This window comes from Desulfosporosinus metallidurans, from assembly GCF_001936615.1.
In the GTDB taxonomy this organism is placed as follows: Bacteria; Bacillota; Desulfitobacteriia; order Desulfitobacteriales; family Desulfitobacteriaceae; genus Desulfosporosinus; species Desulfosporosinus metallidurans.
On sequence record NZ_MLBF01000014.1, the window covers coordinates 78118 to 102737 of the forward strand.

Annotated in this window: 22 protein-coding genes and 3 pseudogenes; 8 read left to right on the forward strand and 17 right to left on the reverse strand. The window is 42.9% G+C overall.

Features of this window, described 5'->3' with window-relative positions; translation table 11 throughout:
• Positions 1–321 precede the first annotated feature (321 nt).
• Positions 322–2070, reverse strand: coding sequence for a sigma 54-interacting transcriptional regulator (locus DSOL_RS11215; RefSeq protein ID WP_075364943.1), 1749 nt, complete (start codon positions 2068–2070; stop codon positions 322–324).
• A 135-nt stretch (positions 2071–2205) separates the two neighbouring features.
• A complete protein-coding gene (gene gcvH, locus DSOL_RS11220; protein ID WP_075364944.1) occupies positions 2206–2571 on the reverse strand; it encodes a glycine cleavage system protein GcvH in 366 nt (121 codons plus the stop codon).
• 160 nt (positions 2572–2731) lie between these two features.
• Between gcvH and DSOL_RS11225 the strand changes: the two genes are divergently transcribed.
• Positions 2732–3208 carry a demethoxyubiquinone hydroxylase family protein gene (locus tag DSOL_RS11225; RefSeq protein ID WP_075364945.1) on the forward strand — a complete coding sequence of 159 codons (477 nt, stop codon included), beginning with the start codon at positions 2732–2734 and terminating at the stop codon, positions 3206–3208.
• A 68-nt stretch (positions 3209–3276) separates the two neighbouring features.
• On the opposite strand, the gene DSOL_RS11230 is transcribed toward DSOL_RS11225, so the two are convergent.
• The 3 genes from DSOL_RS11230 to DSOL_RS11240 are packed head-to-tail and all read right to left on the reverse strand — an operon-like array spanning position 3277 to position 5334.
• Positions 3277–4119, reverse strand: coding sequence for a 1,4-dihydroxy-6-naphtoate synthase (locus DSOL_RS11230; protein WP_075364946.1), 843 nt, complete (start codon positions 4117–4119; stop codon positions 3277–3279).
• Positions 4116–4769 (reverse strand): futalosine hydrolase, encoded by a 654-nt coding sequence (locus DSOL_RS11235; protein WP_075364947.1) that lies wholly within the window; start codon positions 4767–4769, stop codon positions 4116–4118. The genes DSOL_RS11230 and DSOL_RS11235 overlap by 4 nt, the downstream gene beginning before the upstream one ends.
• 1 nt (position 4770) lies before the next feature.
• Positions 4771–5334: a UbiX family flavin prenyltransferase gene (locus DSOL_RS11240; protein WP_075364948.1), complete on the reverse strand. Its 564-nt coding sequence runs from the start codon at positions 5332–5334 to the stop codon at positions 4771–4773.
• A 345-nt stretch (positions 5335–5679) separates the two neighbouring features.
• Between DSOL_RS11240 and DSOL_RS11245 the strand changes: the two genes are divergently transcribed.
• The 7 genes from DSOL_RS11245 to ytaF all read left to right on the forward strand — a co-directional run bounded on the left by DSOL_RS11245 (position 5680) and on the right by ytaF (position 13863).
• Positions 5680–6075, forward strand: a complete 396-nt coding sequence (locus tag DSOL_RS11245) for a c-type cytochrome (RefSeq protein ID WP_075364949.1) — start codon at positions 5680–5682, stop codon at positions 6073–6075.
• Positions 6072–7460 (forward strand): cbb3-type cytochrome c oxidase subunit I, encoded by a 1389-nt coding sequence (locus DSOL_RS11250; RefSeq protein WP_075364950.1) that lies wholly within the window; start codon positions 6072–6074, stop codon positions 7458–7460. Before DSOL_RS11245 ends, DSOL_RS11250 begins: the two co-directional genes overlap by 4 nt.
• Positions 7461–7495: 35 nt before the next feature.
• Positions 7496–8899 carry an FMN-binding glutamate synthase family protein gene (locus DSOL_RS11255; RefSeq protein WP_075364951.1) on the forward strand — a complete coding sequence of 468 codons (1404 nt, stop codon included), beginning with the start codon at positions 7496–7498 and terminating at the stop codon, positions 8897–8899.
• 177 nt (positions 8900–9076) lie between these two features.
• The gene (locus DSOL_RS11260) at positions 9077–10171 is read left to right on the forward strand and encodes a GerAB/ArcD/ProY family transporter (RefSeq protein WP_075364952.1); all 1095 of its coding nucleotides are present in this window, start codon (positions 9077–9079) and stop codon (positions 10169–10171) included.
• A gap of 25 nt (positions 10172–10196) precedes the next feature.
• On the forward strand, positions 10197–11807 hold the full coding sequence (locus tag DSOL_RS11265; protein WP_075364953.1) for a spore germination protein: 1611 nt from the start codon (positions 10197–10199) through the stop codon (positions 11805–11807).
• A gap of 9 nt (positions 11808–11816) precedes the next feature.
• Positions 11817–12977, forward strand: coding sequence for a Ger(x)C family spore germination protein (locus tag DSOL_RS11270; RefSeq protein ID WP_075364954.1), 1161 nt, complete (start codon positions 11817–11819; stop codon positions 12975–12977).
• Between the two features lie 253 nt (positions 12978–13230).
• Positions 13231–13863, forward strand: coding sequence for a sporulation membrane protein YtaF (gene ytaF, locus DSOL_RS11275; protein ID WP_075364955.1), 633 nt, complete (start codon positions 13231–13233; stop codon positions 13861–13863).
• 45 nt (positions 13864–13908) lie between these two features.
• Here the strand turns inward: ytaF and DSOL_RS11280 are convergent, their stop codons facing one another.
• The 12 genes and pseudogenes from DSOL_RS11280 to DSOL_RS11330 form a co-directional block, all read right to left on the reverse strand.
• On the reverse strand, positions 13909–14592 hold the full coding sequence (locus DSOL_RS11280) for a response regulator (protein WP_075364956.1): 684 nt from the start codon (positions 14590–14592) through the stop codon (positions 13909–13911).
• A 1-nt stretch (position 14593) separates the two neighbouring features.
• Positions 14594–15445: a sensor histidine kinase gene (locus DSOL_RS29730; protein ID WP_345788377.1), complete on the reverse strand. Its 852-nt coding sequence runs from the start codon at positions 15443–15445 to the stop codon at positions 14594–14596.
• Entirely contained in the window at positions 15363–16772 is a 1410-nt protein-coding gene (locus DSOL_RS29735; RefSeq protein WP_345788378.1) for a DUF4118 domain-containing protein, read from the reverse strand. The genes DSOL_RS29730 and DSOL_RS29735 overlap by 83 nt, the downstream gene beginning before the upstream one ends.
• 137 nt (positions 16773–16909) lie before the next feature.
• Entirely contained in the window at positions 16910–18766 is a 1857-nt protein-coding gene (locus tag DSOL_RS11295) for an APC family permease (protein ID WP_075364957.1), read from the reverse strand.
• A 715-nt stretch (positions 18767–19481) separates the two neighbouring features.
• Positions 19482–19859 (reverse strand): annotated as a pseudogene (locus DSOL_RS11300) (cell wall-binding repeat-containing protein); the annotation flags it as partial.
• A 139-nt stretch (positions 19860–19998) separates the two neighbouring features.
• Entirely contained in the window at positions 19999–21177 is a 1179-nt protein-coding gene (locus DSOL_RS11305) for an acetyl-CoA C-acetyltransferase (RefSeq protein ID WP_075364958.1), read from the reverse strand.
• Positions 21178–21295: 118 nt separating this feature from the next.
• Positions 21296–22078: a short-chain-enoyl-CoA hydratase gene (locus DSOL_RS11310; protein WP_075364959.1), complete on the reverse strand. Its 783-nt coding sequence runs from the start codon at positions 22076–22078 to the stop codon at positions 21296–21298.
• A 118-nt stretch (positions 22079–22196) separates the two neighbouring features.
• A pseudogene (locus tag DSOL_RS11315) lies at positions 22197–22340 on the reverse strand (3-hydroxyacyl-CoA dehydrogenase family protein); the annotation flags it as partial.
• Positions 22341–22604: 264 nt separating this feature from the next.
• Positions 22605–22739 (reverse strand): annotated as a pseudogene (locus DSOL_RS29740) (methyl-accepting chemotaxis protein); the annotation flags it as partial.
• Positions 22740–23054 (reverse strand): hypothetical protein, encoded by a 315-nt coding sequence (locus tag DSOL_RS11320; RefSeq protein ID WP_075364960.1) that lies wholly within the window; start codon positions 23052–23054, stop codon positions 22740–22742.
• 42 nt (positions 23055–23096) lie between these two features.
• Positions 23097–23279 carry a hypothetical protein gene (locus tag DSOL_RS11325; protein ID WP_075364961.1) on the reverse strand — a complete coding sequence of 61 codons (183 nt, stop codon included), beginning with the start codon at positions 23277–23279 and terminating at the stop codon, positions 23097–23099.
• Between the two features lie 245 nt (positions 23280–23524).
• On the reverse strand, positions 23525–24367 hold the full coding sequence (locus tag DSOL_RS11330; RefSeq protein ID WP_075364962.1) for a 3-hydroxybutyryl-CoA dehydrogenase: 843 nt from the start codon (positions 24365–24367) through the stop codon (positions 23525–23527).
• Positions 24368–24620 lie beyond the last annotated feature (253 nt).

Consider the following 24620-nt stretch of genomic DNA (forward strand, 5'->3'; position numbering starts at 1 on the left):
ACGTATGACTCCACCACCTTTATAAAGAATGCGCATCCTTGTTCTTGTGAATACTAATGCAACTCCTATGCCATTATTTCTTACCTCCGAAAAAAGCATAAAGAAAACTTGGCTAGCGCCAAGCCTTGCGAAGGCGGCCGCCTTAGTTGCACTGATGCCACCCGAACCTTATACTTTCTGATTGGTACAAAAAAGCACGGTGCCATTATGCACCATGCAACAAGTTTATTTATGATATTATCGTGAAAGTTCCCGCTTACACTAGTTCGCGCGAGTCTCGTTCCTCTTTTGCACCACTTCGTGCATTTTTGCACCGCTTTTTTAGTCGTTATAAGGGATCCCCAAGGACCTGGCTTTACGCAATAAGGTCGTATGGGCTACCCCAAGGACTTCCCCCGCCCGACGCAAACTGGGATACTCCTTCAAGGCCTTTACGATTAACTCGGTTTCAACAATCTCACGGGCCTCCTTTAAAGGAATGAGCTGGTCAATAGCCACTCGAATCGGGCTTGCAGAAAATTTGGCAAATAAAGAGGGAGGCAACTGGTCTGGGAAAATGGCATCCTGTTCGGACATGATCACCAATCGTTCCACTAAGTTAGCAAGTTCTCTGATATTTCCAGGCCAGTTATACTCTTCGAAGAGTTTGCAGACCTCATAGGAAAAGTATTTTTGTAACTGATACTTGTTGTTAACCTTATCCAAAAAATGCTTCGCCAGGGGTAGAATGTCGCTTTTTCGCTCCCGTAACGGCGGTATTTCAATGGGCACAACATTGAGACGATAGTACAAATCTTCTCGAAACTTTTTTTCTGCTACCAAGTTCTCCAAGTTTTTATTAGTGGCTGCCAAAATTCGAATGTTAAGCTTAATGGCAACACGCCCACCGATCCGGTAAATTTCCTGTTCCTGGAGCGCTCGTAATAATTTCACCTGAAGGTTCAAGGGCATGTCGCCCACCTCATCCAACAGTAGAGTTCCTCCGTTGGCTAGTTCCATCATACCGGGTTTTCCTTCCTTGTTAGCCCCGGTAAAAGCTCCCTTCTCATACCCAAACAACTCAGATTCTAGTAGGTTCTCTGGTATCGCTCCACCATTTATTTGGATAAATGGTCCCTCTGCCCTGGGACTGTTTCTGTGAATGGTTCTGGCTATAACCTCTTTACCTACCCCGGACTCACCGGTAATCAGAACTGTGGAATCCACCCCAGATACCTGCAAAGCTTCGTTGACTACCCGTTCCATTGCCGAACTATGGTAGATCAAATCTTTCTGTTCCTTAGCCCTAAGTGATTTCAGTTCTTGTGAAAAACGCGCAGTTTGAAGTTTTAATTGATTCAACTCAGTAAAGTCTCGGATGCTGATAACCACCCTTTCCGGGTGATTTTGTTCATCTAGAACGGGGCTTCCTGTAATCCCTAATTCAGTCAGGTCTTTTCCTTTGTATCTGGCAAAAGCAACTTTTCCTTCTGCCATAACCTGCCGATACACCTGAATGACTAGATCACGACAAACGATGAGGAGCTGTTCTACGGAATCTCCCGTTGGGTCGTCGTGAAAGCCCTGTACCCGAAAGAAACTTTTGTTGACGATCTGAATCAGGCCCTGGCTATCGACCACAATGATGCCGTCATAGGAAGCTTCAATAATGCTCCTCAACTCCTGGTTGCTCTCAAAGGCTTCGGCCAATTTGTGCTCGGTATTTTCCAGTGCTCCATGGACCTTATTAATCAGATCAATCCGAGTTAATACTCCTGTAAGTTTTTGCTTCTTATTAAAAATCAACAGCCTATCTATCGTCTGTTCACAAATATCTTTAAAGCAGGTATCTTCATCAATAATTTGCAGATTAGTATCCATGATTTGGTCAACCCTAGTATCAAAGGTCGCACCCTCTTCAATCGCTTCGATCAAGCGAAAGACCGTTAGGATCCCCACAACATTGCCCTCATCATCCACAATTGGAGCGCAGTTAACCTTAGTTTGCCTGTATAAATGACTGGCATCTAGTAATGTTTTACTACAGTGAAGGGTCCGAGGATTCGCTAGCATAACTTGCTTAACTTTCATAACTTCTCCTCTAATTCAAATTGAACACTTTAATTTCCTCTAATTATAATCCTCGATCTATCCGATGGCAAAAATTAAGACAAAATAAAAACTAGCCCTGTGACACTTTCAGTTATGCTCAGGACTAGTTCCGCCTCAGTTAGAAAGGCTAGCTAAATATTCTTTCTCGGTCATCAACTCATCTAGTTCCTCGGCATTCGCTACTTTGAGTTCAGCAATCCAAGCTTCCCCTTCGGGATCACCGTTCAACTGTTCTGGGGTATCAGTCAGCTGTTCATTGACTCTCAGAATTTCCCCACTTACCGGTGTATAGATTTCTGAAGAGGACTTAACCGACTCGACCAGTGCTATAGAATCCCCGCCTGTGACTTGATCCCCTATCGTCGGAAGTTCCACGAAGACGATATCCCCTAATTGCTTCGCCGCATATTCCGTAATCCCCATGCGAGCAGTTTCCCCTTCAAGCTCTACCCATTGATGTTTTTCGCTATACATTTTCATGTCTTTCTTCCTCCATCTTCTGTTGTGAATAAGCCCCTAATTCTATTGACTCATTGCAATTATCATGCCAAGAAGGATAATTTGCCAGTTTCGAATACATAAAGAATTTCAGAAAACCCACACTATTATTAGACTTTTTTCGAAGGAGATGTTATAGAGAATGGATAAGGAGAAATTAATTACTCGTCTTAACTGGTTTTACAGTCTAGAGCTTAATCAGGTCGATTTCTATACTTCTCAAAGCTCATCCTTTAATAAACGTTACTCAGGTTTAGTCTTTGAGCGCGTCTCCTACATTGAACAGCAACATGTCGATAATATAGCTCATATGATTAAAGAACTTGGAGCAAATCCTAGCCCTTTAGGGGATGTTCTCTCTCCTTTGATCGGGAGTATAGCTGGCAAGATAATTAGCCTCACAGGGTTAGAGGACGTGCTTAAAATCAACATCATGATCGAGAACAAAGCCATGAAGGACTATAAGGAACTGATCAATACCCTCAAACAAAAAGAGCACGGGCATAGCGAACTGATTAAGCAACTTGAGTACAACTTTATCGACGAAAACTTACATACTGAATGGTTTAAAAACAAACTTTCTCAGCTTCAGAGCGACGAGTCTTCCCTAATAAACTAGGGGGGAAGCATGGGGACGGCTCTCTTGCTTCCTTAAAAGGAAGCAAGAGAACCGTCCCCTCGCTTCCCCTATCGTTTCAGTGCTGCCAAATCAAACTTTGGTACGATCCCTTCTTGCATGGCCCGACTAAGTAAGGCAGTAATTGCCTCATACCCTTTTTCACCTAAATTCTCAGAAAACTCATTTACATAAAGATTGATATGAGCGTTCGCTACCTCAGTGGACAACTCTTGGGCGTGTTGGAGCACGTAGTCCTGGGACGCCTTCGGATGTGCCCACGCATATTGGAGTGACGCCCGAATCCAAGTCGCGATAGCCTCCAAATCCATTGACCGACGAGCAATAATCGCGCCCAGTGGAATCGGCAAATGGGTGTCAGACTCCCACCAGCTTCCTAAATCGGCCAGGAGCCTTAGACCATACTCAGGGTAAGTGAAACGTGCCTCGTGGATTACCAGCCCGGCGTCGATTGCCCCATCGCGTACCGCGGGCATAATCTCTTGGAAGGGCATCACCACAATTTCACCAACGCCCCCTGGAACCTGTTGAGCTGCCCACAACCTAAACAGTAAGTAGGCGGTGGAGCGTTCACTCGGTACAGCCACCCGTCGTCCAGCCAGTACCGCTGGTCCCTTATCCGCAGCTGCTTCATTTGATGTCAATACAAGTGGCCCACAACCTCTACCCAACGCACCCCCACAGGGTAGCAACGCGTACTCTGACAGCACCCAAGGTAGTGCTGCGTATGAAATTTTCACCACATCCGGTCCGTTCGAGCCGGCTGCCAAACTATTCGTGATATCTATATCTGCGTAAGTAACGTCAAGCTTCGGTGCCCCTGGTATGAGTCCGTGTACCCAAGCATGAAAAATAAAGGTGTCATTAGGACAAGGTGAGAAGGCGATTTTCATAGTAACTCCTCCAATACTGAGAAAGCTTTTTCCAAAACGTCCAAAGCCTCTTTAATGCGCCATGCATTCTTATCCCGTGGGCCGACCTGGTTTGAGATGGCGCGGATCTCCAAAGCAGGTACTCCATGAATATGGGCTGCTAGGGCAACCCCATACCCCTCCATCGCCTCAGCGGCAACTCCCGGCACCCGTCCGGACCTTTCTGCAGCACTGACAGCCGTACCGGTCGCCGTGGATACCGTGATTATTGGGCCGGTACTGACTGGCAGCTTCGCTTCATGCAAGGCCCCGGTCACTCGATTGACGAGGCTAAGATCAACTTGAACCTTGGTGGAGCCAAAGCCCAACTCATCAAAACTACTAAACCCTTCCAGAGTCTCCACTCCCAGGTCAGCAGCAACAATTTCATCTGCTACCACGAGGGTACCGACCTCAGCTCTACCAGAAAAGCCCCCACCGATACCCGTACTTATCACCAATCTGTATTTACTTGTTGCCAATACCTTCGCTGTGTTCGCTGCGGCCGCCACGGGACCCACACCCGCTACCAAGACGTCTATAGTTTGATTAGCATGTAGCCCACGCAGCACAGCATCCTTTTCTGCTGACACAGCAGTCATGATGAGAATGCGATTTTTATCGGAAACCATTTTATTTTCCCCCACTCCACCGCTTAACTCTATCATAATCAATTCCAAATTGGTCCAGTATTTTCATAACATGATGATTTATCAAGTCTTCTATACTCTGAGGGTGATTATAAAAAGCCGGCATTGGCGGAACCATTCTAACCCCAATTCTTGATAACTTTAGCATATTTTCAATATGGATTGGGCTTAGAGGAGTCTCTCTAGGACTCAATATTAGTTTTCTTCCTTCTTTGATCATTACACCCGCTGTTCTTGAAATGAGATTATCATCATATCCATGAGCTATTGAACTCAGAGTTTTCATACTACAAGGCACAATAACCATTCCATCCGTAATAAAGGATCCGCTCGATGTTTTTGCCCCTAAGTTCTTATTATCATAGACTACAGTAGCTAAACTTTCTATATCCTCTAAGGAATAATTCGTTTCTATCTCCAAATTTTCCTTAGCCCAGTCACTCATAATAAGATGAGTATTCACCTTACCTGTATCTTTTAAGGCCCTCAATAAATTCATTGCGTAAATCGTTCCCGTTGCCCCTGTAACCCCAACTACAATTTCCATGTTTCATCTCCTTCCCCGTATGATTCGTTAATTTTCTCATCTCTTACCCACTTCTGCTGAAGATGACTTATTCCTGATTCCGGTGCGAAAATCCTTCTTTAAACCCTACTTTTGTAGAATCAAGATGTGGGTATAAGTAATACAGGGATGGGATGGGGTGTATATGATCAAGAGAGAATAAATTGATAAGAATAGTTTGTCAATATTAAAGAGCGTTATTCTTTTCAGGAGGATACCCAATCGTTAATTAATCGAACTCTTCATTATAGCTGTTTAGCTGTATAGTTTTATAGCTTTGGTAAACACTACCATAAATATATTTGAGCAGAATTGGAAGGGAACCTCTTGAAGTTGCGAACTTTGTTGTTGCTAAGTGCCTTATCCTTTGGATTATTTGTGGGGGTTACACTGATATCAGCAAGGCTTCCGTCTCCCATACCTGAACAGGCCGTAGCCGGCAAACTCGTCTGGCAAAGGCATAATTGCGTGAGTTGCCACACCCTATTTGGAAATGGCGGGTATGTAGGGGACGATTTAACTCATATCACAGCTAAGGAGACTCCATCATACCTCATTAACTATCTTGTGCAGCCGCCAGTGATGCGCCCCAACAAATATACCCATCACCCAGCACTCGATGAAGCAGATGCAGAGAATTTAGTGCACTACCTGGAGTTTGTTCACACCATACCGACTTTAGGGTGGCCTCCCCAGCGAGAAAAAGTGGAGAAGGACTCATGAAGCTATTTAAGTTATTTTCCTTTAGAGGTAAGGTCGAAAAATCCGTGGGTCAAAAACGGCAATTTATCGCCCAAAAGATCAGCCGTAGGTATTGTTTTTCAGCCGTAAGTTTATTTGCCCTGCAAAGTGTGGTGGCTTTGCTGGGTGCAATGGATTTGGTGATACCCGATTTACCTTCACCGATCCCCTTTGAGTACGGTAGATCAATCCATCTTGCTCTGGCTGACCTTTGGCCCCTCATCGGCACCATGGGTATGGTTTACTTTTTTACCACTGCTGAACTCAATAGGGAGATCTATTCCCCCCGTCTGGCCCGCTGGCAGTATGGGATTGCGATGTTATTTAGCTTATCTATCTTTGGAACCCTGGCTCTGCGGATTGGTAATGGTCGAGAATTTCTTGAAGGATTGCCCATCTTTTATGTTGGCATCTGTTTAGCTCTGGCCCTTGCCTCCTATAACCTTATCCGAACTTTGCTGACGGATAAGAGGAATATAACACCTGCTGCCGCGACAATGACGGTGGGAATTATCTTTCTGCTGCTACTATTGCTGCCGAACACCATAACCTATAGCAATCCGATCACCGATGAAGCAACCAAGTTCTGGGTCGTTCACTTATGGGAGGAAATGGCCTTTGAACTAACATCCGCCGGTTTCATTGCTACCTTCTACATTGTTTCAGGTCTAGCCCCTCGTGCTCAAGTTGAAAAGTGGCTTTATCTGGAGGCCGTTTTGGCTGTCGTCGGAGGCTTGTACGGCACCGGGCATCATTATTACTGGATCGGTTTTCCCTCTATCTGGTTAGTCCTTGGTTCGTTGCTCGGCCTAGTGGAGGTTATTCCCGTAGGCATGTTGGTTCATATGACCTATAAAGGTTTAAAATCCAGTAAAATTAGGAGTAAGAGGGAGAAACTTACCTTATGGTTGCTGCTCAGCAGTGTGTTTTATCATATAACCGGTGCATCCCTTTTAGGCCTGTTTATTTCCATACCCTGGATCAATCTTTACATGCATGGGACGTATATTACATCCGGTCATGCCCATTTGGCCTTATTTGGCACCCTCGGTTTTGCGGTTTTGGCGGGGTGTTATTACGTCCTAAGCCGGGGTAGTGAACCCACCCTCAAAGGCTATCGGGGCGGAGTACTGGCTGTAATTTTACTTAACAGTGGGCTGATCACAATGTCCTCGGCCCTGCTAGTAGCCGGTTTTATGGAGACTTATCTCTGGCGAATCTTAGGTATGGACTTTATGGAGGTGAGTTTGCTCCTTAACCCGTATTTGATTATTCGAGCAATGGGTGGGGCGATGTATACTCTCGGCGACCTATTACTGTTTTGGCATATCTTTAAGGCCTGGCAGGCAACGAAATCTAAGAAATAGCAACGCCACGAAACTTAACGTTATGAGGTCAAGAAATGCAGATTACGATAACGAGCTCGTTCTGGTTGTTTCTCTTAATACTATTGCTAGCCCTTCAGTTGTTCCTAGTACTCATACTTATCATCAAACCAGTTTTACGTTATCTTGTGGGCCAGCAGATCAGCGATTTTGTCGGCAAATTACTTTCGGACAAATACACTCAGAACCTTATGGAAGTGTGGCCAGCCGGAAAACGTATTTCGGTGTTAAACATCCTGGAAAACGGTTTTCGAGCGCAGAGTGGGAAAATCATCACACGGCCTCTCGGTTCTCCTAAGCATTTTCCCGGGTTCGACAACCTTATGTTTGCTCCCCACTTAATGACGAGGCTCTCTTTGCCTGAAAGTGCCCAGCTGAACATGCAGGTAACAATTGGTCCAAAAGCTGACAAGCCGATGGTCATCAATATTCCCATCATGATTGGGGCGATGGCCTATGGTATTGCACTTAGTGAGGAAGCCAAAAGGGCTTTGGCCAGAGCAGCCAAAACCCTGCAAACATCCACGTGTTCCGGAGAAGGTCCTTTTTTACCAGAAGAACGCACGGAAGCAGGAAAATACACCTTGCAAATTTCACGTTGGGCATGGGGGGCAAGAACTCAGGAACAAATTGACTCTGCCGATATGTTGGAAGTTCAAATGGGGCAAGGAGCAGACATGGGTGCTGTTAGTGTAGAGGCCGTAGAATTTCAAGGTCGTGCGCAAGAGCTTTCAGGATTAGCCCCTGATGAACCGGCCATATCCTTTCCAGCACCTCCTGGCATTCAAAAACAAAGCGATTGGCCTAGTTTCATGAAAAGTCTACGTAAACGTTCAAACGGTATCCCTATTGCGTTAAAACTTATGGCAACCGGACATCTGGAGGACGACTTGGCGGCCGCGATCCATTTGGGTTTTGATGCTATCATTATTGATGGTGCGCAAGGCGGCTCCCACGCGACAACCCCGATTAAACAAGATGATTTTGGCATTCCCAGTCTCTTCGCTTTGATTCGCGCCGTGCGTTTTTTAGATAAGCAAGGTGTACGTGACCGGGTAAGTTTGATCGTGGCCGGGGGATATTTTACTCCTGGGGAGTGTCTCAAGGCTATTGCTTTAGGTGCGGATGCCATCTATATGGCGACAGTCCCCCTTCTTTCCCTAACCCATAACCAAGTCAGTAAAGTGATACCTTGGGAACCTCCCACTACATTGGTGTTTTACGATTCCCCTGCCAAAACTAAACTTGATATCGATCAGGCTGCCACAAGTGTGGTCAACACAATAACATCTATGGTTTTAGAAATGGAAGAAGGAATGCGTTCTCTCGGAAAGACATCGTTGAAAGAGCTTAACGCCGATGACCTTGTCGCATTGGATTCTTTGAGCGCCGAAGTTACCGGGGTGAAACGAATCTATTGAGGGAAGCGGAGGGACGGTTCTCTTGCTTCCCCGTTTTGCGGAGACCAAGATGATGATTTCCATGCCATGCGTAAGGGCCAATTAACTGATTAATTGTTAATAGCCCTACCTACATAGAAAAATTCAGAAAGGTTACAATAAAATAATCCTCTACCTGATAAAATATGGGAGTATAAAATGTTAGAAAACGGGAAAATATCAACCAGACAATTTACCTTAATGCTATTTTCTCTTTTGTTAAGTACAATTATGTTTGGTTTACCTCGAATTTTGATTGAACAGAGTAAACAAGACGTTTGGCAAGTAATGCTTATAACGTTAGTTTTAGATGCTTTGCTTGCTATAATTTACTTTATCCTCGGTATGAGGTATCCTCAGCAAACGATGATTCAATACAGCGAGACAATTCTGGGCCCATGGCTGGGCAAGATTACAGGCCTTTTATATGTCCTGTTTTTTGGGTACATGACACTGATAATCTTAAAAACCGTCAGTGAATTTGTTGATACAGTACTCTTGACAGACACTCCAGAACTAGTCATCAATTTTATTCTGCTTTTGGTTAGTCTCTATGCAGTCAATGCCGGGTTAGAGGTAGTTGCAAGGCTGAGCGAAGTCATTGCTCCACTCATGCTTATTCCTTTAATGATCATTTTGACATTTAGCCTGAATCGGGTCGAACTAGGAAATTTGCGACCAGTTTTTCAACATAACGTTTGGGAATTACTAAAGTCTAGCCTTCAACCCATTAGTTGGTATGGGATCTGCATCACAATGGGGATATTTATGGCGTATCATAACAACCCTAAAGAAAGTCTTAAAGCAAAATTGATTGCTATCGGCGGTGTGACCGTTCTGACAATTATGACATTGATGTCCCTAATCACTATTTTCGGTACAAGTTATAGCAACCAACAAATATATCCAGTTTTTCGCCTTGCTCAGATCATTAAAGTTGGTGACTTTTTTGAGCGCATTGAAACTTTAGTAATCATATTTCAGATTGCTGGTGCTTTTGTAGGCCTGGTCATACTCTATTATTCAAGCGTTCTGGGACTAGCTCAGATTTTCAAAATACAAAGGTATCAGACTTTGACGCCATATTTCGGAGTTATCATGCTAATCCTATCGGTGTTTGTATTTAGCAATATTACGGAAATGAATCAGTTTACGGAGTCAATTTTCCCTTACTTGGCTATATTTATCGAAGATTTCCTGATCATGATGTTGCTTATTGTCAGCTTAATTCGTCACGGAATAAAGAAGACATGAATTTGGGGAAAGGGGTAGCGCAAAATTGTTAACGAAACTAAAAAAACTAAGAGAACTAAAGAAATTACCAGCTTTCGGCCAACCGAAAAGAGAGAATGATAACCGTCCTCCCTCTAATAAACCTGAAACTGAAATGAATAAACTTACTTCGCTCTTGACAACCAATCTTACCGTTCTGAAAGAGCGGTTTCAGGGTAGTGTAGATATCGTTTTTCGTGAATTTAAGGTTGGTTTTGACCCCAATAAGAGCGCGGCCCTAATCTATATCGACGGTCTAGTTAAAGTTGAATCGATGAATGCAACTATCTTAAAACCCTTAATGTTTGATTTCACAAGGGAAGAACCATGGCAGGAGCTTAATCAGCATAACTTGCTCACTTTCATCAGGGATTATGCAGTGCCCAATAACAGAGTGCAGGAATTTAGCCAGCTTCAAGATATTATTGACAGCATCTTAAGAGGAAATACGGCTTTGCTCCTTGACGGTTTTAATTCAGCCTTGACTTTCGATAGTAAAGGGTTCGAAGGTCGTGCGATAGAAGAACCAGCTACCGAATCTGTTGTGCGGGGACCCCGGGAAGGCTTTACTGAAAGTCTGGGGGTAAACCTCTCTTTATTACGGCGGAAAATTATTAATGAAAATCTAATTTTAGAACAACTGAATCTGGGGACTCGAACGAGAACAACAGTCTGTTTTGCCTATTTAAGCGGAGTTGTCAACGAAAAATTAGTCAATGAAGTAAGAAACCGTCTACAAAGAATTGATATCGACGGAATTTTCGAAAGCGGGTATATCGAACAATTGATTGAGGATGCGCCAGTCTCAATCTTTCCCACGATTGGTAATACGGAAAAACCGGATATTCTAGCCGCGAAGCTACTAGAAGGACGCATTGGCATCTTAGTAGATGGAACTCCTATTGCCTTGACAGTTCCTTATCTCTTGGTCGAAGCTTTGCAAAGCTCAGAGGATTATTATTCTCGGCCATATTTTGTTACTATTGTTCGCTGGCTTAGGATTGCTTCCATAGTAATTGCTCTTTTCCTTCCGGCAGTGTATATTGCTACCCAGAGTTTTCATCCGGACTTAATTCCGACACCCTTGTTAATTAGCATGGCCAAATCTAGAGAAGGGGTACCTTTCCCTGCATACATAGAGGTTTTTAGCATGGGAATGATCTTTGAAATATTACGGGAGGCCGGAGTTCGCATGCCTCGTCCGATCGGGCAAGCGGTTAGTATTGTCGGGGGCTTAGTAATTGGTGAAGCTGCATCAAAGGCGAACTTGGTCAGTAATACAGTCATTATCTTTGTAGCCTTAACCGGTATCGCCAGTTTCGTCATCCCATCTTTAGGGGATGTTATTCCACTTAGTCGCCTCTTTCTCATGACTTGTGCTTCATTTCTGGGTATATTCGGCCTCTTGATGGGGAGTCTGTTCCTCTTCATTCATTTAATAAAACTACGCTCCTTTGGGATCCCCTACCTGTCCCCTCTGGCTCCAGGAAATCTAGACGATTTGCAGGATGTCCTAGTTAAAGCTCCTACTTGGGCATTGAATACCCGTCCCCGGCTTTTAGGAACCTGGAATTCTATTAGAGGACGCTCAACCAGGCCATCCCCAAAGAAAAAATGAGGTTAAACCATGCAAAAAAGAAAAAGGGTAATCTATTTATTTTTAATCTTAGGGATTCCTTTGTTTATAACCGGTTGTTGGGACCGCAAGGAATTAGAGGGACGCGCAATAGTTACGCTGGTTGCTCTTGACAAAGGAGAAAATAATGAAATCAAATTTTCCGTTCAAATTGCACGCACCTCTGATTCCCAGGCATCAAGTAATGGAGGCAGTTCTGGAGGCGAAAGGTCCAGTGTTATTATGAGTAGCACTGGAGGTACCGTCTTTGATGCCGTAAGAAATCTTATATTAAAGTCTGGGCGCAAATTGTATTATCCGCACAATACTGCTATCATTCTTGGTAATGAGATAGCCAGGGAGGGAATCCTTCCGGTTCTCGATCTTTTCAACCGGGACGCCGAAATGCGTCCACTTACTTGGGTATTAGTCACTCCGGGAGAAGCAGCCGATATCCTTGAAGCTAAATCCACTTTGGAGAGTCTGTCGGCAAAACAGCTTGATATGATGCTTAAAGATTTTGGTGCATCATCAAAAACAGTAGCTACCACACTACTCGACATTATGAAGCAGCTAGCTTACGATTCGCCAGGGGCTGTCCTCAGTAACATTGAACTCGACCCTAATAATCCTAAAAAAACCTTGCTTCTTAACGGTGCTGCGGTCTTCAAGAGAGATAAGCTCATCGGAAGGCTGAATCCTATAGAAACTAGAGGATATTTGTGGAGCCAAGGTAAAGTTAAATCGGGGATAATTACCATTCCCTGCCCGGATGAGGAAAATAAAAAAATTTCCATGGAAATTAAAAGGGCTGACCGGAAAATCGAATCGGATATAAGCGATGGCAAATTGAAATTTACGATTACTGTCAATGTGGAATCTCGTTTGGCTGAGCAGGCGTGTCTACCAGATTTGGGCAATCCAGAGAAGCTTATGGAGTTAAAGAAGAGTCAGTGTGAGGTAATAGAAAAAGAAATCAGGAGCATTGTTGATAAAGCCCAAGAAAAATACGATACCGATATTTTAGGGTTTGGGACTGAGTTAAATCGGAAATTTCCGCAGGAATGGCAAAAAATAAAAGGAAATTGGGCGGAGGAATTCCCAAAGGCTGAAGTGAATATCGTTGTTAATTCAAAAATCACCGATATTGGTTTGGTTAAGAAACCGCTTTAATTGATTTCTGATAGTGCATCCCCATCGCCCTTCTCAACGTGATGGACCGTCTAAGTTTAAGGATAAGAACTGGAAGGATAAGTAGTGAATACTGCTAAAGTTTATTGGCTAAATCTGATAATGCTCTAGCAGACCATCCATTTGTATTACTGCTTCCACTTGCAAGCTAAATAACTCAGATTAACAAGTGCCTCGTTCCTTGAATAGTATGGGTCGAAAACCAGAATTACTATTGTTCAAGGAGGAGGCACTAATGCATATAGTTTCAGCACTCTTTTTGGGTCTTGCCGCAAACCTGGATAACCTTGGAGTGGGTATTAGTTATGGAGTTCAAAAAATCCGTGTTCCTTTTTTTTCTAATTTTTCCATAGCCTTATTATCAGGCATAGTTACAGCCATTTCCGTCTTAACAGGACATCTTCTTAGCCGATATATTGCTGTAGCGGGTGAGCTAGGGGCGTTAATGATTGTTGCCATAGGAATTTGGGTAATGGTACATAAGACATCAACAAGCAATAGTTTACCAGCCGCCATTCCAGTTATGAAGACTTACTCTGTTCCAATCAAGGCTTTGAGTTGTGTTGTCCAAATTACTAAAGAACCTTCTGTCGCTGATTTTGACGCGAATGGTTTTATCTCAACTAAGGAGGCGATGGTTTTAGGTTTAACTTTATCGTTTAACTGTATTGCTACTGGGGTTGGAGCTGGACTTACAGGAATGGACCCTCTTTCATCAGGTATTTCAGTTTTTATCTTTAGTATGATTTCAATTAGCATAGGATACTTGATCGGTTGGAAAACTGCTTCCGATCGATTTGAACATTTGTCCCAGGTGATTTCAGGAGCGGTACTTATTATAATCGGGATTTATGAACTACTTAATTAAAGACGTTGATGCAACGCTAAAGGCCATTAAAACTAGAGATCACTTCTAGAGCAAACGGTACCCTACCCCTGGTTCAGTAATCATATGCCTTGGGCGAGATGGATCGCGCTCCAGCTTGCGCCTAATCTGACCAATATAAACTCGTAAGTACTGTACTTCATTTTCATAAGACGGGCCCCAAACAGTACGAAGTAACGCCCTGTGGGTAATAACCTTACCCGCATTAATCGCTAGATTTTTTACTATTTCATATTCAGTGAGGGTAAGTTTGATTTCGTTATCATCTACTGTGATTCGACGATGTATTAAATCAATGATCAAATCATCAAATTGCAAAACAGGCTGTTCATCGGCTCCTGCAATATGACGCATTGCCGCTCGAATACGGGCTAACAATTCACCCATACCAAAGGGTTTTGTCACATAGTCATCTGCTCCGGCGTCTAGAGCTGCAATCTTATCTGTCTCATGTTCTTTGACTGAAAGAATAATGACGGGCACTTTGGACCATTCCCGTAATTGGCGAACAACGTCTAGTCCGTCAATATCAGGTAAGCCTAAATCTAAAACAACCAAATCCGGGCTGAACTTAGCTACCACATCAAGGCCTTCTTTACCCGTCCCAACATCTTTCACAACATACCCATGCCCAGTCAAGGTCACCCTCAAAAACCGCCGAATTTGTGTTTCATCATCGATAATTAAAATCCGTGGCCCCTTGTTTTCCATCTTATACTCCTTCATTCATAACAGGAACTCTCCCTAGAGATTTACTAGATAAAGGTATTGTAAACGTTATAGTAACTCCACCGAGTTTATTATTCTCGGCCCATATTTCACCACCATGTGCTTCTATGATCCCTTTGCAAATCGCTAACCCCAGCCCCGTTCCACTCACCTGAAGGGGGGAATTGAGGCGATAAAATTTATCGAAGACCTTACTCAAATCCGTCTCCGGGATACCTTGACCCCGATTAGCGACTGCGGTCTCAACCTGCTTTCCTCGTTTCTGGGTAGATACCACTATTTTGCTATCCTGTTCGGAGTACTTGAGCGCATTGTCCAATAAGTTAATAAGTACTTGCTCAATTAAAATAAAGTCTGCCCGTACCAAAGGCAATTCTGGCTGGACGTTTATGTCCAAGGGACGGCTCGTTAAGGCCTCTCCGAGATTATTAACAGCGACACCGATGATATCTTGAAGATCGCACCAATCTTTATTTAATTTTAGCATGCCACTTTCTAACCTTGCCATATCTAACAGATTATTGACAAACCGATTCATTCGTTCAGCGCCATGCAAAATTGTTTGTAATAAATCCTGTTGAGCTTCTGGACTGTATACGGCATTTTGATCCTCGATCAGCCCTGTGACTGCACCAATAATCGAGGCCAGAGGGGTACGCAAATCGTGTGAAAGTGAATTAAAGAGCGCTGTGCGTAGCCGCTCAGACTCTATTAACGTATGGGTTTGTCTTGCTTGTTCTGCTAATTTGATCCTATTGATAGCCATAGCCGCTAACCCAATAAAGGCTTCTAAATAAACGAAGACGTTCAGGATCATTTTGCGCTTCTTGGGCATTAAAACAAATTCCTAAAACCCCTTGAACTCCCTGTTCTGTACTCAGAGGCAAATATAGTGCTGCAGCGGTACCTAAAGTTTCCGTTCCTTTACCCGCTTTTTGTCCTTTATCAAAGACCCAGCTAGCCACTGCTAGTTCACTATTATTTATGAAGCTATTCGATCTAAAACCATTTTTTAATACCAATTTACCTTTTTCATTGGGCAAAAGCAACACAACTTGCCCCTCTAGGGTACCCGCGATATTACTGACAATACTCTCTAAGACGTCATCCAATTTATCGACTGCAGCAATATCTCGACTTAGGGCATAAAGTGCCGAAACTCTATTCTCCCGCTGTCGTGAATAATTGATTTGCTCTTTTAACCGAGCGGATAAAGTCCCGGTCATCAATCCCACCAACATAAAGATCGTAAAACTCAGTAGATAACGTAAATCTGCAACTGTAAACGTAAAAATAGGTGGCACGAAAAAGAAATCAAAGGTTATCACTCCCATTGTGGCAGTAACCACAGCCGGTAATCTTCCCCATCGAGCCGCACTTAATAAAACAGGTAGAAGATAAAGCATTGAAATATTAGCGATTCCTAGAAAGGCACTTATAGGGGTAATGATCAAAGTCATCACTATCATCATTAAAAGAGACGCAAAATAAGGGATAACTGAGAATGAACGCCGTCGTTGAGAACCGCTCCCTCTTTCCTTTCCCCTTTCTGCGTTCGATGTCTGGCTTAGTCCTGCATCTTTACCTTCTTTAAGTCTTTGGATTAACTCTTCAGGTGGTATATCGATGAGCTTAATTTGGGACGCAGTTTCTAGAATCTGGTCAGGAACAGTCTCCCGAACAGTAACCCCTGTAATCTGAGCTATGATATCGTTTAAGGACTCTAAGTGTTGGATATTCAAGGTGGTATAAACGTTAATGCCCGCTGCCAATAATTCTTTAACATCCATGTAACGTTTTTTGTGCCGAGAACCGGTTACATTGGTGTGGGCTAATTCATCGACCAAGACAATTTGAGGGCAACGAGCAAGGATAGCATCTAAGTCCATTTCGCCAAAAACCTTGCCCTTATATTCCTGATGTCTCGTCGGAACAGTTGGTAACCCTGCACGCATCAGTTCAGTATCTGCTCTTTCATGAGTTTCTACGATCCCCACAACCACATCTAGGCCTTCCGACAATTTGTCCTTGGCTGCTTCTAACATAGCATAAGTTTTACCGACCCCTGCGGCTGCCCCTAAGAAAATTGTAAGTTTCCCGTAGCCCTCTTTCTCAAGACTGGCCATCAGTTCATCAGGATCTATTCGATTTTCTTTTACCATTCAAACCTCACCCGATTTATTGCATATCTAAAGCCATATTTAAGCTTAACACATTTACCCTTCGTAGTTTATTGTATCTGCATTTTCATAATCCATGTGAATTTTGCCATGTCCATTCCAGATGTAAATCAATGTCACTATTTTTCAGCCACGACTTTCTTCTGTGGCTCACTTAAATGGTAGGGCACACTGGCAATGACAAAACTTTTATTGAAAAACAACACTGATTTGAGGATCCAACCGGATTGGTTATGCAGAAAATACTGCCACCATTTATGTGTAATAAATTCCGGGATCAGTACCATGATCAATTCATGAGGTTTCATCGATTTTTCTATACCGTCCAAGTAATCCAAAAGAGGTGCCAGAAAGGCACGATAAGGACTAATCGTCATCACTAAAGGGATATTCGGATAATATTTATCCCATCTTGCTCTTAACTTTTCGGATTTTTCTTCATCGAGTACGATATGCACTGCAGTAACGTCATTACTAATTGATGTAGCATATTCTATAGTATTCACAACGACTCTAGTGAACGTTGCAACGGGAACAATCACCTTAATATGCTCAGGATGTTCGCAAATATGGTCATCATCGACTCTTAATTTTTTAGCGATATCTAAATAGTGCTTGTGAATTTTCAGAAGTGTCAAAACCAAGAGCGGTATCAAAACTATTACTATCCAAGCACCATGAACAAACTTTGTTGTTGCTAAAACTAGGAGTACAATTCCGCTCAATGTTGCACCAAATCCGTTGACCATAATATTTGTTCGCCAGCCCGCCTCCTTTGATTTGTACCAGTGAATCACCATCCCAACCTGGGATAACGTAAATGATAAAAAAACTCCTATAGCATAGAGAGGAATTAGAGCATGTGTATCCCCGTGAAAAACAACGAGCAGTACTGCAGAAAAAATCGATAAAGCGACAATACCATTGGAAAAGACCAATTTGTCGCCACGAGCAGAAAACTGGCGTGGCACATATCCATCTTTGGCAATGAGGCTAAAGACTAAAGGGAAATCGTTATAACTCGTGTTTGCTGCGAGGATAAGAATAGCAGCGGTACTTGCCTGTAATAAGTAGTAAAACCACCCTCTACCCGTTAAGAGACGAGCAATTTGTGATATGACCGTCTCGTCAGGATTCGGTGTCACGTGGAGAGTCTGAGCTAAAAAAGTTGCTCCACCGAACAGGAAAACAATAATGATTCCCATGGCTGCAAGGGTCATGGCGGCATTTCGTGAACGGGGTTCTTTAAAATTGGGGACACCGTTACTTATTGCCTCGACCCCTGTTAAGGCTGTACATCCTGAAGAAAATGCTTTTGATAGAATCCAGAGGGTAATATAGGTTTGAGGGGCTGAACCCAACACAAGGTTAATCGGAGCCGAGGGAATCGGTAGCCCAAATGTGCGTTTATAAATACCTATTGCGATTAAAGTAAGAAGAGAAAAAATAAAAATGTACGTGGGCAAAGTAAAGACAGTAGCCGCTTCTTTAATGCCTCTAAGATTTACAATCATTAACACTAAAACGAAAACCAAACATAAAGCTACCGTATGAGGGAGAAGACTGGGGAACGCCGAAGTAATAGCGGCTACACCTGCCGCAATACTCACTGCGACCGTCAGTATATAGTCAATCACGAGAGAAGACCCAGCCACCAACCCAGGGATCTGACCCAAATTGTCTTTAGCAACAATATAGGCTCCTCCACCTGAAGGATAGGCGGAAATAGTTTTGCGATAGGACAAAATGAGCGCAGCTAAAAGCAATAGAATTACTCCAGCGATGGGAAGCGAAAAGGATAGGGCAAAAGCCCCTATCGGTGCTAAAACCCAGAGTATTTCTTCCGAAGCATAGGCTACTGAAGATAGTGCATCCGAGGAATACACCGCTAATGCTTTAATTTTAGTCAATTTCTCATGGGCAAGTGATGAATTATGCAACGGTTTGCCTATGATGATGTTTTTAAGACGAAACATGTTGATCCCCTTTCATAAAGCTAACGAAATTAGCTGATCCTTATCTTACCCTTCTTGAAAATTTTTACTTGGAATGCAGGCTAATTATAAACCTAATACCCATTAAAACAGTGTAAAAATAGAAGTCTAAACCATAAAGAAAAAATAAAGAAATTTTTAGGACCGTAAAAAAATATAAACTGTTTTTTAGCTTTTCCGTTGCTGCTACCTCCGGCTGAACAACCGCAAAATAGTCTCAAATATAGAAACGCCCTCCTACGCCTAATTAAGTACGTCTACACTCAGGGCAATACCTGGTAAGCCTCCAAAGTTGAGTCATGACATACAGCCCCTTTGACAAATCGATGATTATTAAAATCCTAAAGATTAAAAAAGGACCTTCTTTTCTCCGATAATGCCGAAGATAAAAAGCAGGTCCTTCAAAAATATATAGATTCAGTTATTGTAAATCATCCTGAAAACAAAGATGAATTAGAGTTAGGGTTTTCAATGGCGGAGGCGAACTGACACTGTTGAAAACCCTGTATGTCCAATTCTCATCTCCGCCAGTACCAAAGCTAAAAGTTAACTGACTAACGCATCTTTGAAGCTTGCTTCTTGCCCATCCTATGCTTGTACAAAAATCACCCATTGTGATTAAAATAAAATCTAATCACAATGGATGTACTTGTTTGTTAGCGTACTTACAAAGTTGTCACTGATAGTCTACTCTTTTCTATTTTCCGATCAATTGTCCAAGCTGCTGCTCAATGTCTTTACTAACAACAGCCTCTCCGCCGAATAAGGTAGCTCCGGTCATTTTGGCCTTGAGATAATTCATGACCTGATCGGATAAGCTGCCGTCCGCTAGAATAATCGAGGCATTGTGATTTTCTGCATAGACACTTCCTGCCAGGGCATCTGGGAAATTATTTCCTGTGGCTATACAGACACTTTGCCCGGATAAGTTGAAGTATTTTGCTACGGCCAGAGAGGTTTCATAGCGGTCTGCTCCAGCAATTTTCACAATATTCTATTTGTCTAACGAAGTTATCTGAGCGACTTGGCTTTCTACGGTGGCGTTGATGACACCTTCTCCTCCGATGATATAGACTGTCATAATCTCCTATTGTATTGGCGGAGGCGAATCTAAAATCAGCATTTAAATCCGAATCACATCAATTCAGCTGAGGTATAACTAACTAAATTATACTTCAGATCGGAAATTTGTGTTCGAGTTCACTCTCGGTTTTTTATTGTTTCACAATCAACGCGATTCCTTGTCCTCCGCCGATACATAGTGTTGCTAACCCACGATGGGCATTCCTACGCTTCATTTCATACAGCAATGACACGAGTATTCGCGTTCCAGAAGCACCAATGGGGTGACCCAGGGCAATCGCCCCACCGTTAACATTTGTCTTATCTCTATCGAGGTGTAACTCTTTCCCCACTCTCAAAGTTTGTGAAGCAAACGCTTCGTTGGCTTCTATGAGATCGATATCTTCGATTTTTAACCCTGCTTTTTCTAAGGCTTTACGGCTTGCTGGGATGGGGCCTGTTCCCATAATTTTCGGATCTACGCCAGCTGAAGCCCAAGATACTATAGTAGCAAGAGAAGTTAAGCCCAGTTCCTCAGCTTTTTCTTTCGCCATGACAACCACAGCGCCAGCGCCGTCATTAATCCCTGAAGCATTTCCAGCAGTAACGGTTCCATCCTTTTTAAAAGCGGGCCGTAGCTTGGCAAGGGCCTCATAGGTTGCGCCAAAACGGGGAAATTCATCCTGGGAAACAACAACTGGATCTCCTTTACGTTGGGGAATGGATACAGGGACTATTTCTTCATTAAACGTTCCAGCTTTGATGGCAGCCTCCGCACGATTTTGACTCATCACTGAATAATTATCTTGTTCCTCACGGGAGATACCAAACTGCTCCGCAATGTTTTCAGCCGTCACACCCATGTGAATGTTGGAGAAAGCATCTGTTAATCCATCCAAAATCATGGAATCGACAATGGTATCATTACCCATCCTATATCCGGCACGTGCTTTGGGAAGTATATAAGGGGCCATGGTCATACTTTCCATACCACCAGCAATCACAATATCAGCATCCCCGACCATAATGGTCTGCGCAGCACAAACAATTGATTTAATTCCTGATCCGCATAGTTTATTAACCGTCCAGGATGGAACTTCCTGAGGAATTCCGGCCTTTATGGACGCTTGACGTGCTGGATTTTGCCCCTGACCACTCTGTAATACGTTACCCATAATAACCTCGTCAACCTGGTCAGGGGTAATCCCTGCTCTCTTCATAGCTTCTTTGATGACCAGTGCACCTAACTCTGCGGCGTGTATTTGACCTAATGAACCTAAAAAAGAACCGACAGGTGTACGCACCGCACTCACGATGACAACGTCTCTCATTATATCCATCTCCTTCACAATTATTCAATGCTCTCAAATAAACTCAAATTCTAATACGCTTGCCCGATTTAACAAAGCGTCTTGATCGACTCTTTGCGAAAAGTAACTCTGCTTCATATTAGCGACCTTCAAAAACAGGTTTACGTCGTTCTAAAAAGGCTGAACAGCCCTCTGTTTGATCCTGTGTGCTAAATGTCAGTGCGAAAACCTCTGCTTCGTAGGCTTGCGCGCTATCAAGGTCCATGTTCATCCCACGATGGATAGCACTTTTGCTTAACTGTACCGCTGCAGGTGCACGCCCTGCAATTCGGTTCGCAAGCTTTAGTGCTTCTTCCATAAAAGCGTCTAAAGGATAGACGTGATTCACCAAGCCAATCCGATAAGCTTCTTGGGCATCTATAATGTCGCCTGTAAAGAGCAGCTCGCTGGCGAGTCCTGTACCGACTAAGCGGGGTAAACGCTGAGTGCCTCCAAATCCAGCCGTAAGTCCTAGGGTTACTTCTGGTTGACCAAACTTTGCAGTTTCACTCGCTAAACGAAGATCGCAGGACATGGCTAACTCGCACCCACCGCCTAAAGCGAATCCGTTGATGGCGGCGATCACGGGCTGAGGCAGAAGTTCAAGCTTGCGAAAGGTTGCTTGACCTAATTGGCCGAACCGTCGTCCTTCCAGTGCATTTAATTTTTTCATTTGAGCTATGTCTGCGCCTGCGACAAAGGCTTTCTCTCCACTACCTGTAAGTATGACCACTTTAACACTGGAATCCCTCCCTAGCTTATTGAACACAGTGGACAGTTCCGTCAGCGTGTCTGTATTTAAGGCATTTAAGGCTTTCGGTCGATTGATGGTTAGGGCGGCGATAGCACCGTTTTGTTCTACGATTAGATTGGTATACTCCACTCTTTAACCTCCTTGTTATCGCGAATCACTAACAATACTATACTATCTTTTCTTTGCCTGAGAGAGGAATTCCGCCCTAGACCTGATTCAAGATGATTGAATGCGCTCAGAGTCTAGTCTAGGCCTCGTAGTTATAAAAACCACGACCAGATTTACGACCAAGCCAGCCCGCTTTATCGTATTTACGGAGTAACGGGCAGGGGCGATATTTATCGCCTAGACCTTCATGGAGAACCTCCGTAATGGATAAGACTGTATTCAGTAATAATTTTTTCACTACCTCAGGCAATAGTAAAAGATCGCCTCTAAGAATATAGTGATCTAATCACTTGTAATTTTCTAGGACTGCTCACCAAAAATAATGCAATTGATTTTAATTGTTGTGTAATAACACTAATTTGATTTATAACGTCAGCTTGATAAGCAACATCATTACCTAATGTATTCACTTCAGAGTTTACTTTTTCAGTGAAAGAGCGAATATTATTCAAAGTATTCGTGATAATATTTACCGAATTTAAACTTTCTGTGGCTAGTTTTCGGATTTCGCCAGAAACAACTGCGAATCCCCTTCCGCTTTCCCAACTCTCGCTGCTTCAATTGATGCATTTAACCCGATTATATTGGTTTGATTAGATATTCCTTTTATAAAATGCAATATCTAATCGATTGATTTGACTTTTTCCAATGCACTTGTTGACTGGATTGACAGTTTTTTACCAGATGTTATCAATGTAGTATTTACATTTTCCAAAGATTTTACAGTATCCACAATTTGCCCTGTAATTTGTGTTAGATTTTTAGAAGTTAATGCTAAGTCCTCATGATGTTGAATGTTCTCACAAATAATCAAGCCACCAAGTACGCTTCTGGTGTTGCTAAAAATAGGATAAGCTATTCCAATATACGGAAAACCAAATAGTGAAGCGTCCTTTTTAATACTAACCCGTTTTTTGTTACAAATTGCCAAATGCATAACTGAATCCGGAATAGCTTATCACCAGCTTTCAGTTTATGATCAATTTGTTCTCCAGGAATGTAAATATTTTTCCACATCAGCAACTGCAACTACCTGTTTTTGATTAAAAATAGAGTGAATGGCAAAGGCTGTTGTTGTAGCATAATCCAATTGCGTATAATCATTAATATTAGCAGGCAAATATTCGTGAAATATCCTTATAATTTTTTTTATTTTGTCCATGTACTCCTCATCCTTTCATTATCAATACGGATTACTTGATTATTCGTAAGAATCAGAGGCATGTTTCATCGTCTTGAAAAATTCCATATCATGTTTTATCGAAAATTGTTGAAAACCTTTCCGCTACAAGTGAAAAGTTTGCTTGACCATGCTGGTAATCTGCATTTATCTGAATATGCAAACGTTTATGTTCAGCACGACATTCGTTCTCATGCTTATATAACCATCATTTAACGAGATTAGTCTCATTCATATTTATAAAAACCACGACCGGTTTTTCTTCCGAGCCAACCAGCTTTAACGTACTTACGTAGTAAAGGACACGGACGATATTTGTCACCTAATCCTTCATGAAGGACTTCCATAATAGATAGAACGGTGTCCAAGCCGATCAGATCAGCTAATGCTAACGGACCCATAGGGTGGTTCATGCCTAACTTCATAACATTATCAATCGCTTCTACCGTGGCAATACCCTCATATAGAGTATATACCGCTTCATTGAGCATGGGAATTAATATCCGGTTAGCGACAAATCCAGGGGCATCATTGACTTCCACTGGTGTTTTACCCATTTTAAGGCTGAGACTTTCAATCGTTTTATACACTTCATCGCTGGTGGCCAAGCCGCGAATAACCTCAACGAGCTTCATCACTGGAACGGGATTCATAAAGTGCATGCCAATCACTCGATCCGGACGTTTGGTGAATGCTGCTATCTCAGTGATGGGTAATGATGATGTATTGCTCGAAAGTATTGTGTGTTCTGGGCAAATAACGTCGAGTTGTGAGAAAACTTTGGATTTTATGACCATATTTTCCACAGCTGCTTCGATAACTAAGTCGGCTGCTGCTGCGTCTTGCAGGGATGTCGATTTTGTTATGCGACCTAAAGTAACTTCTCGATCTTCAGCAGTAAGTTTTCCTTTTTCGACACTGCGGCTGAGGTTTTTCTGGATGATACCGAGACCCCGCACGACAAATTCATCCTTAATGTCATTTACAATGACAGAGTAACCGGCTTGGGCGGCAACTTGGGCGATTCCTCCCCCCATTTGTCCGGCCCCTATAACCATGATTGTCTTCACTCTTACTCCTCCTTATTTTGACGAATTACAGAGTAAAGATATGGCGACTACCCTACTCAGAGGACACTGCCCTTTCTTAAGAGTAGATGATCGCCATATCGTTGTGTTTAGCGCAAGACTCATACAAAGTATGCTATTAAACTATCAGTTCAAGTGTTTTGAAGTTCCGGACACTTGCAGGTCCTGTCACTCTTTCATAGCAGTTAGATCCGAATTCTGTTTGAGATTGAAAATAGTTGTTGCTTTTATTGAG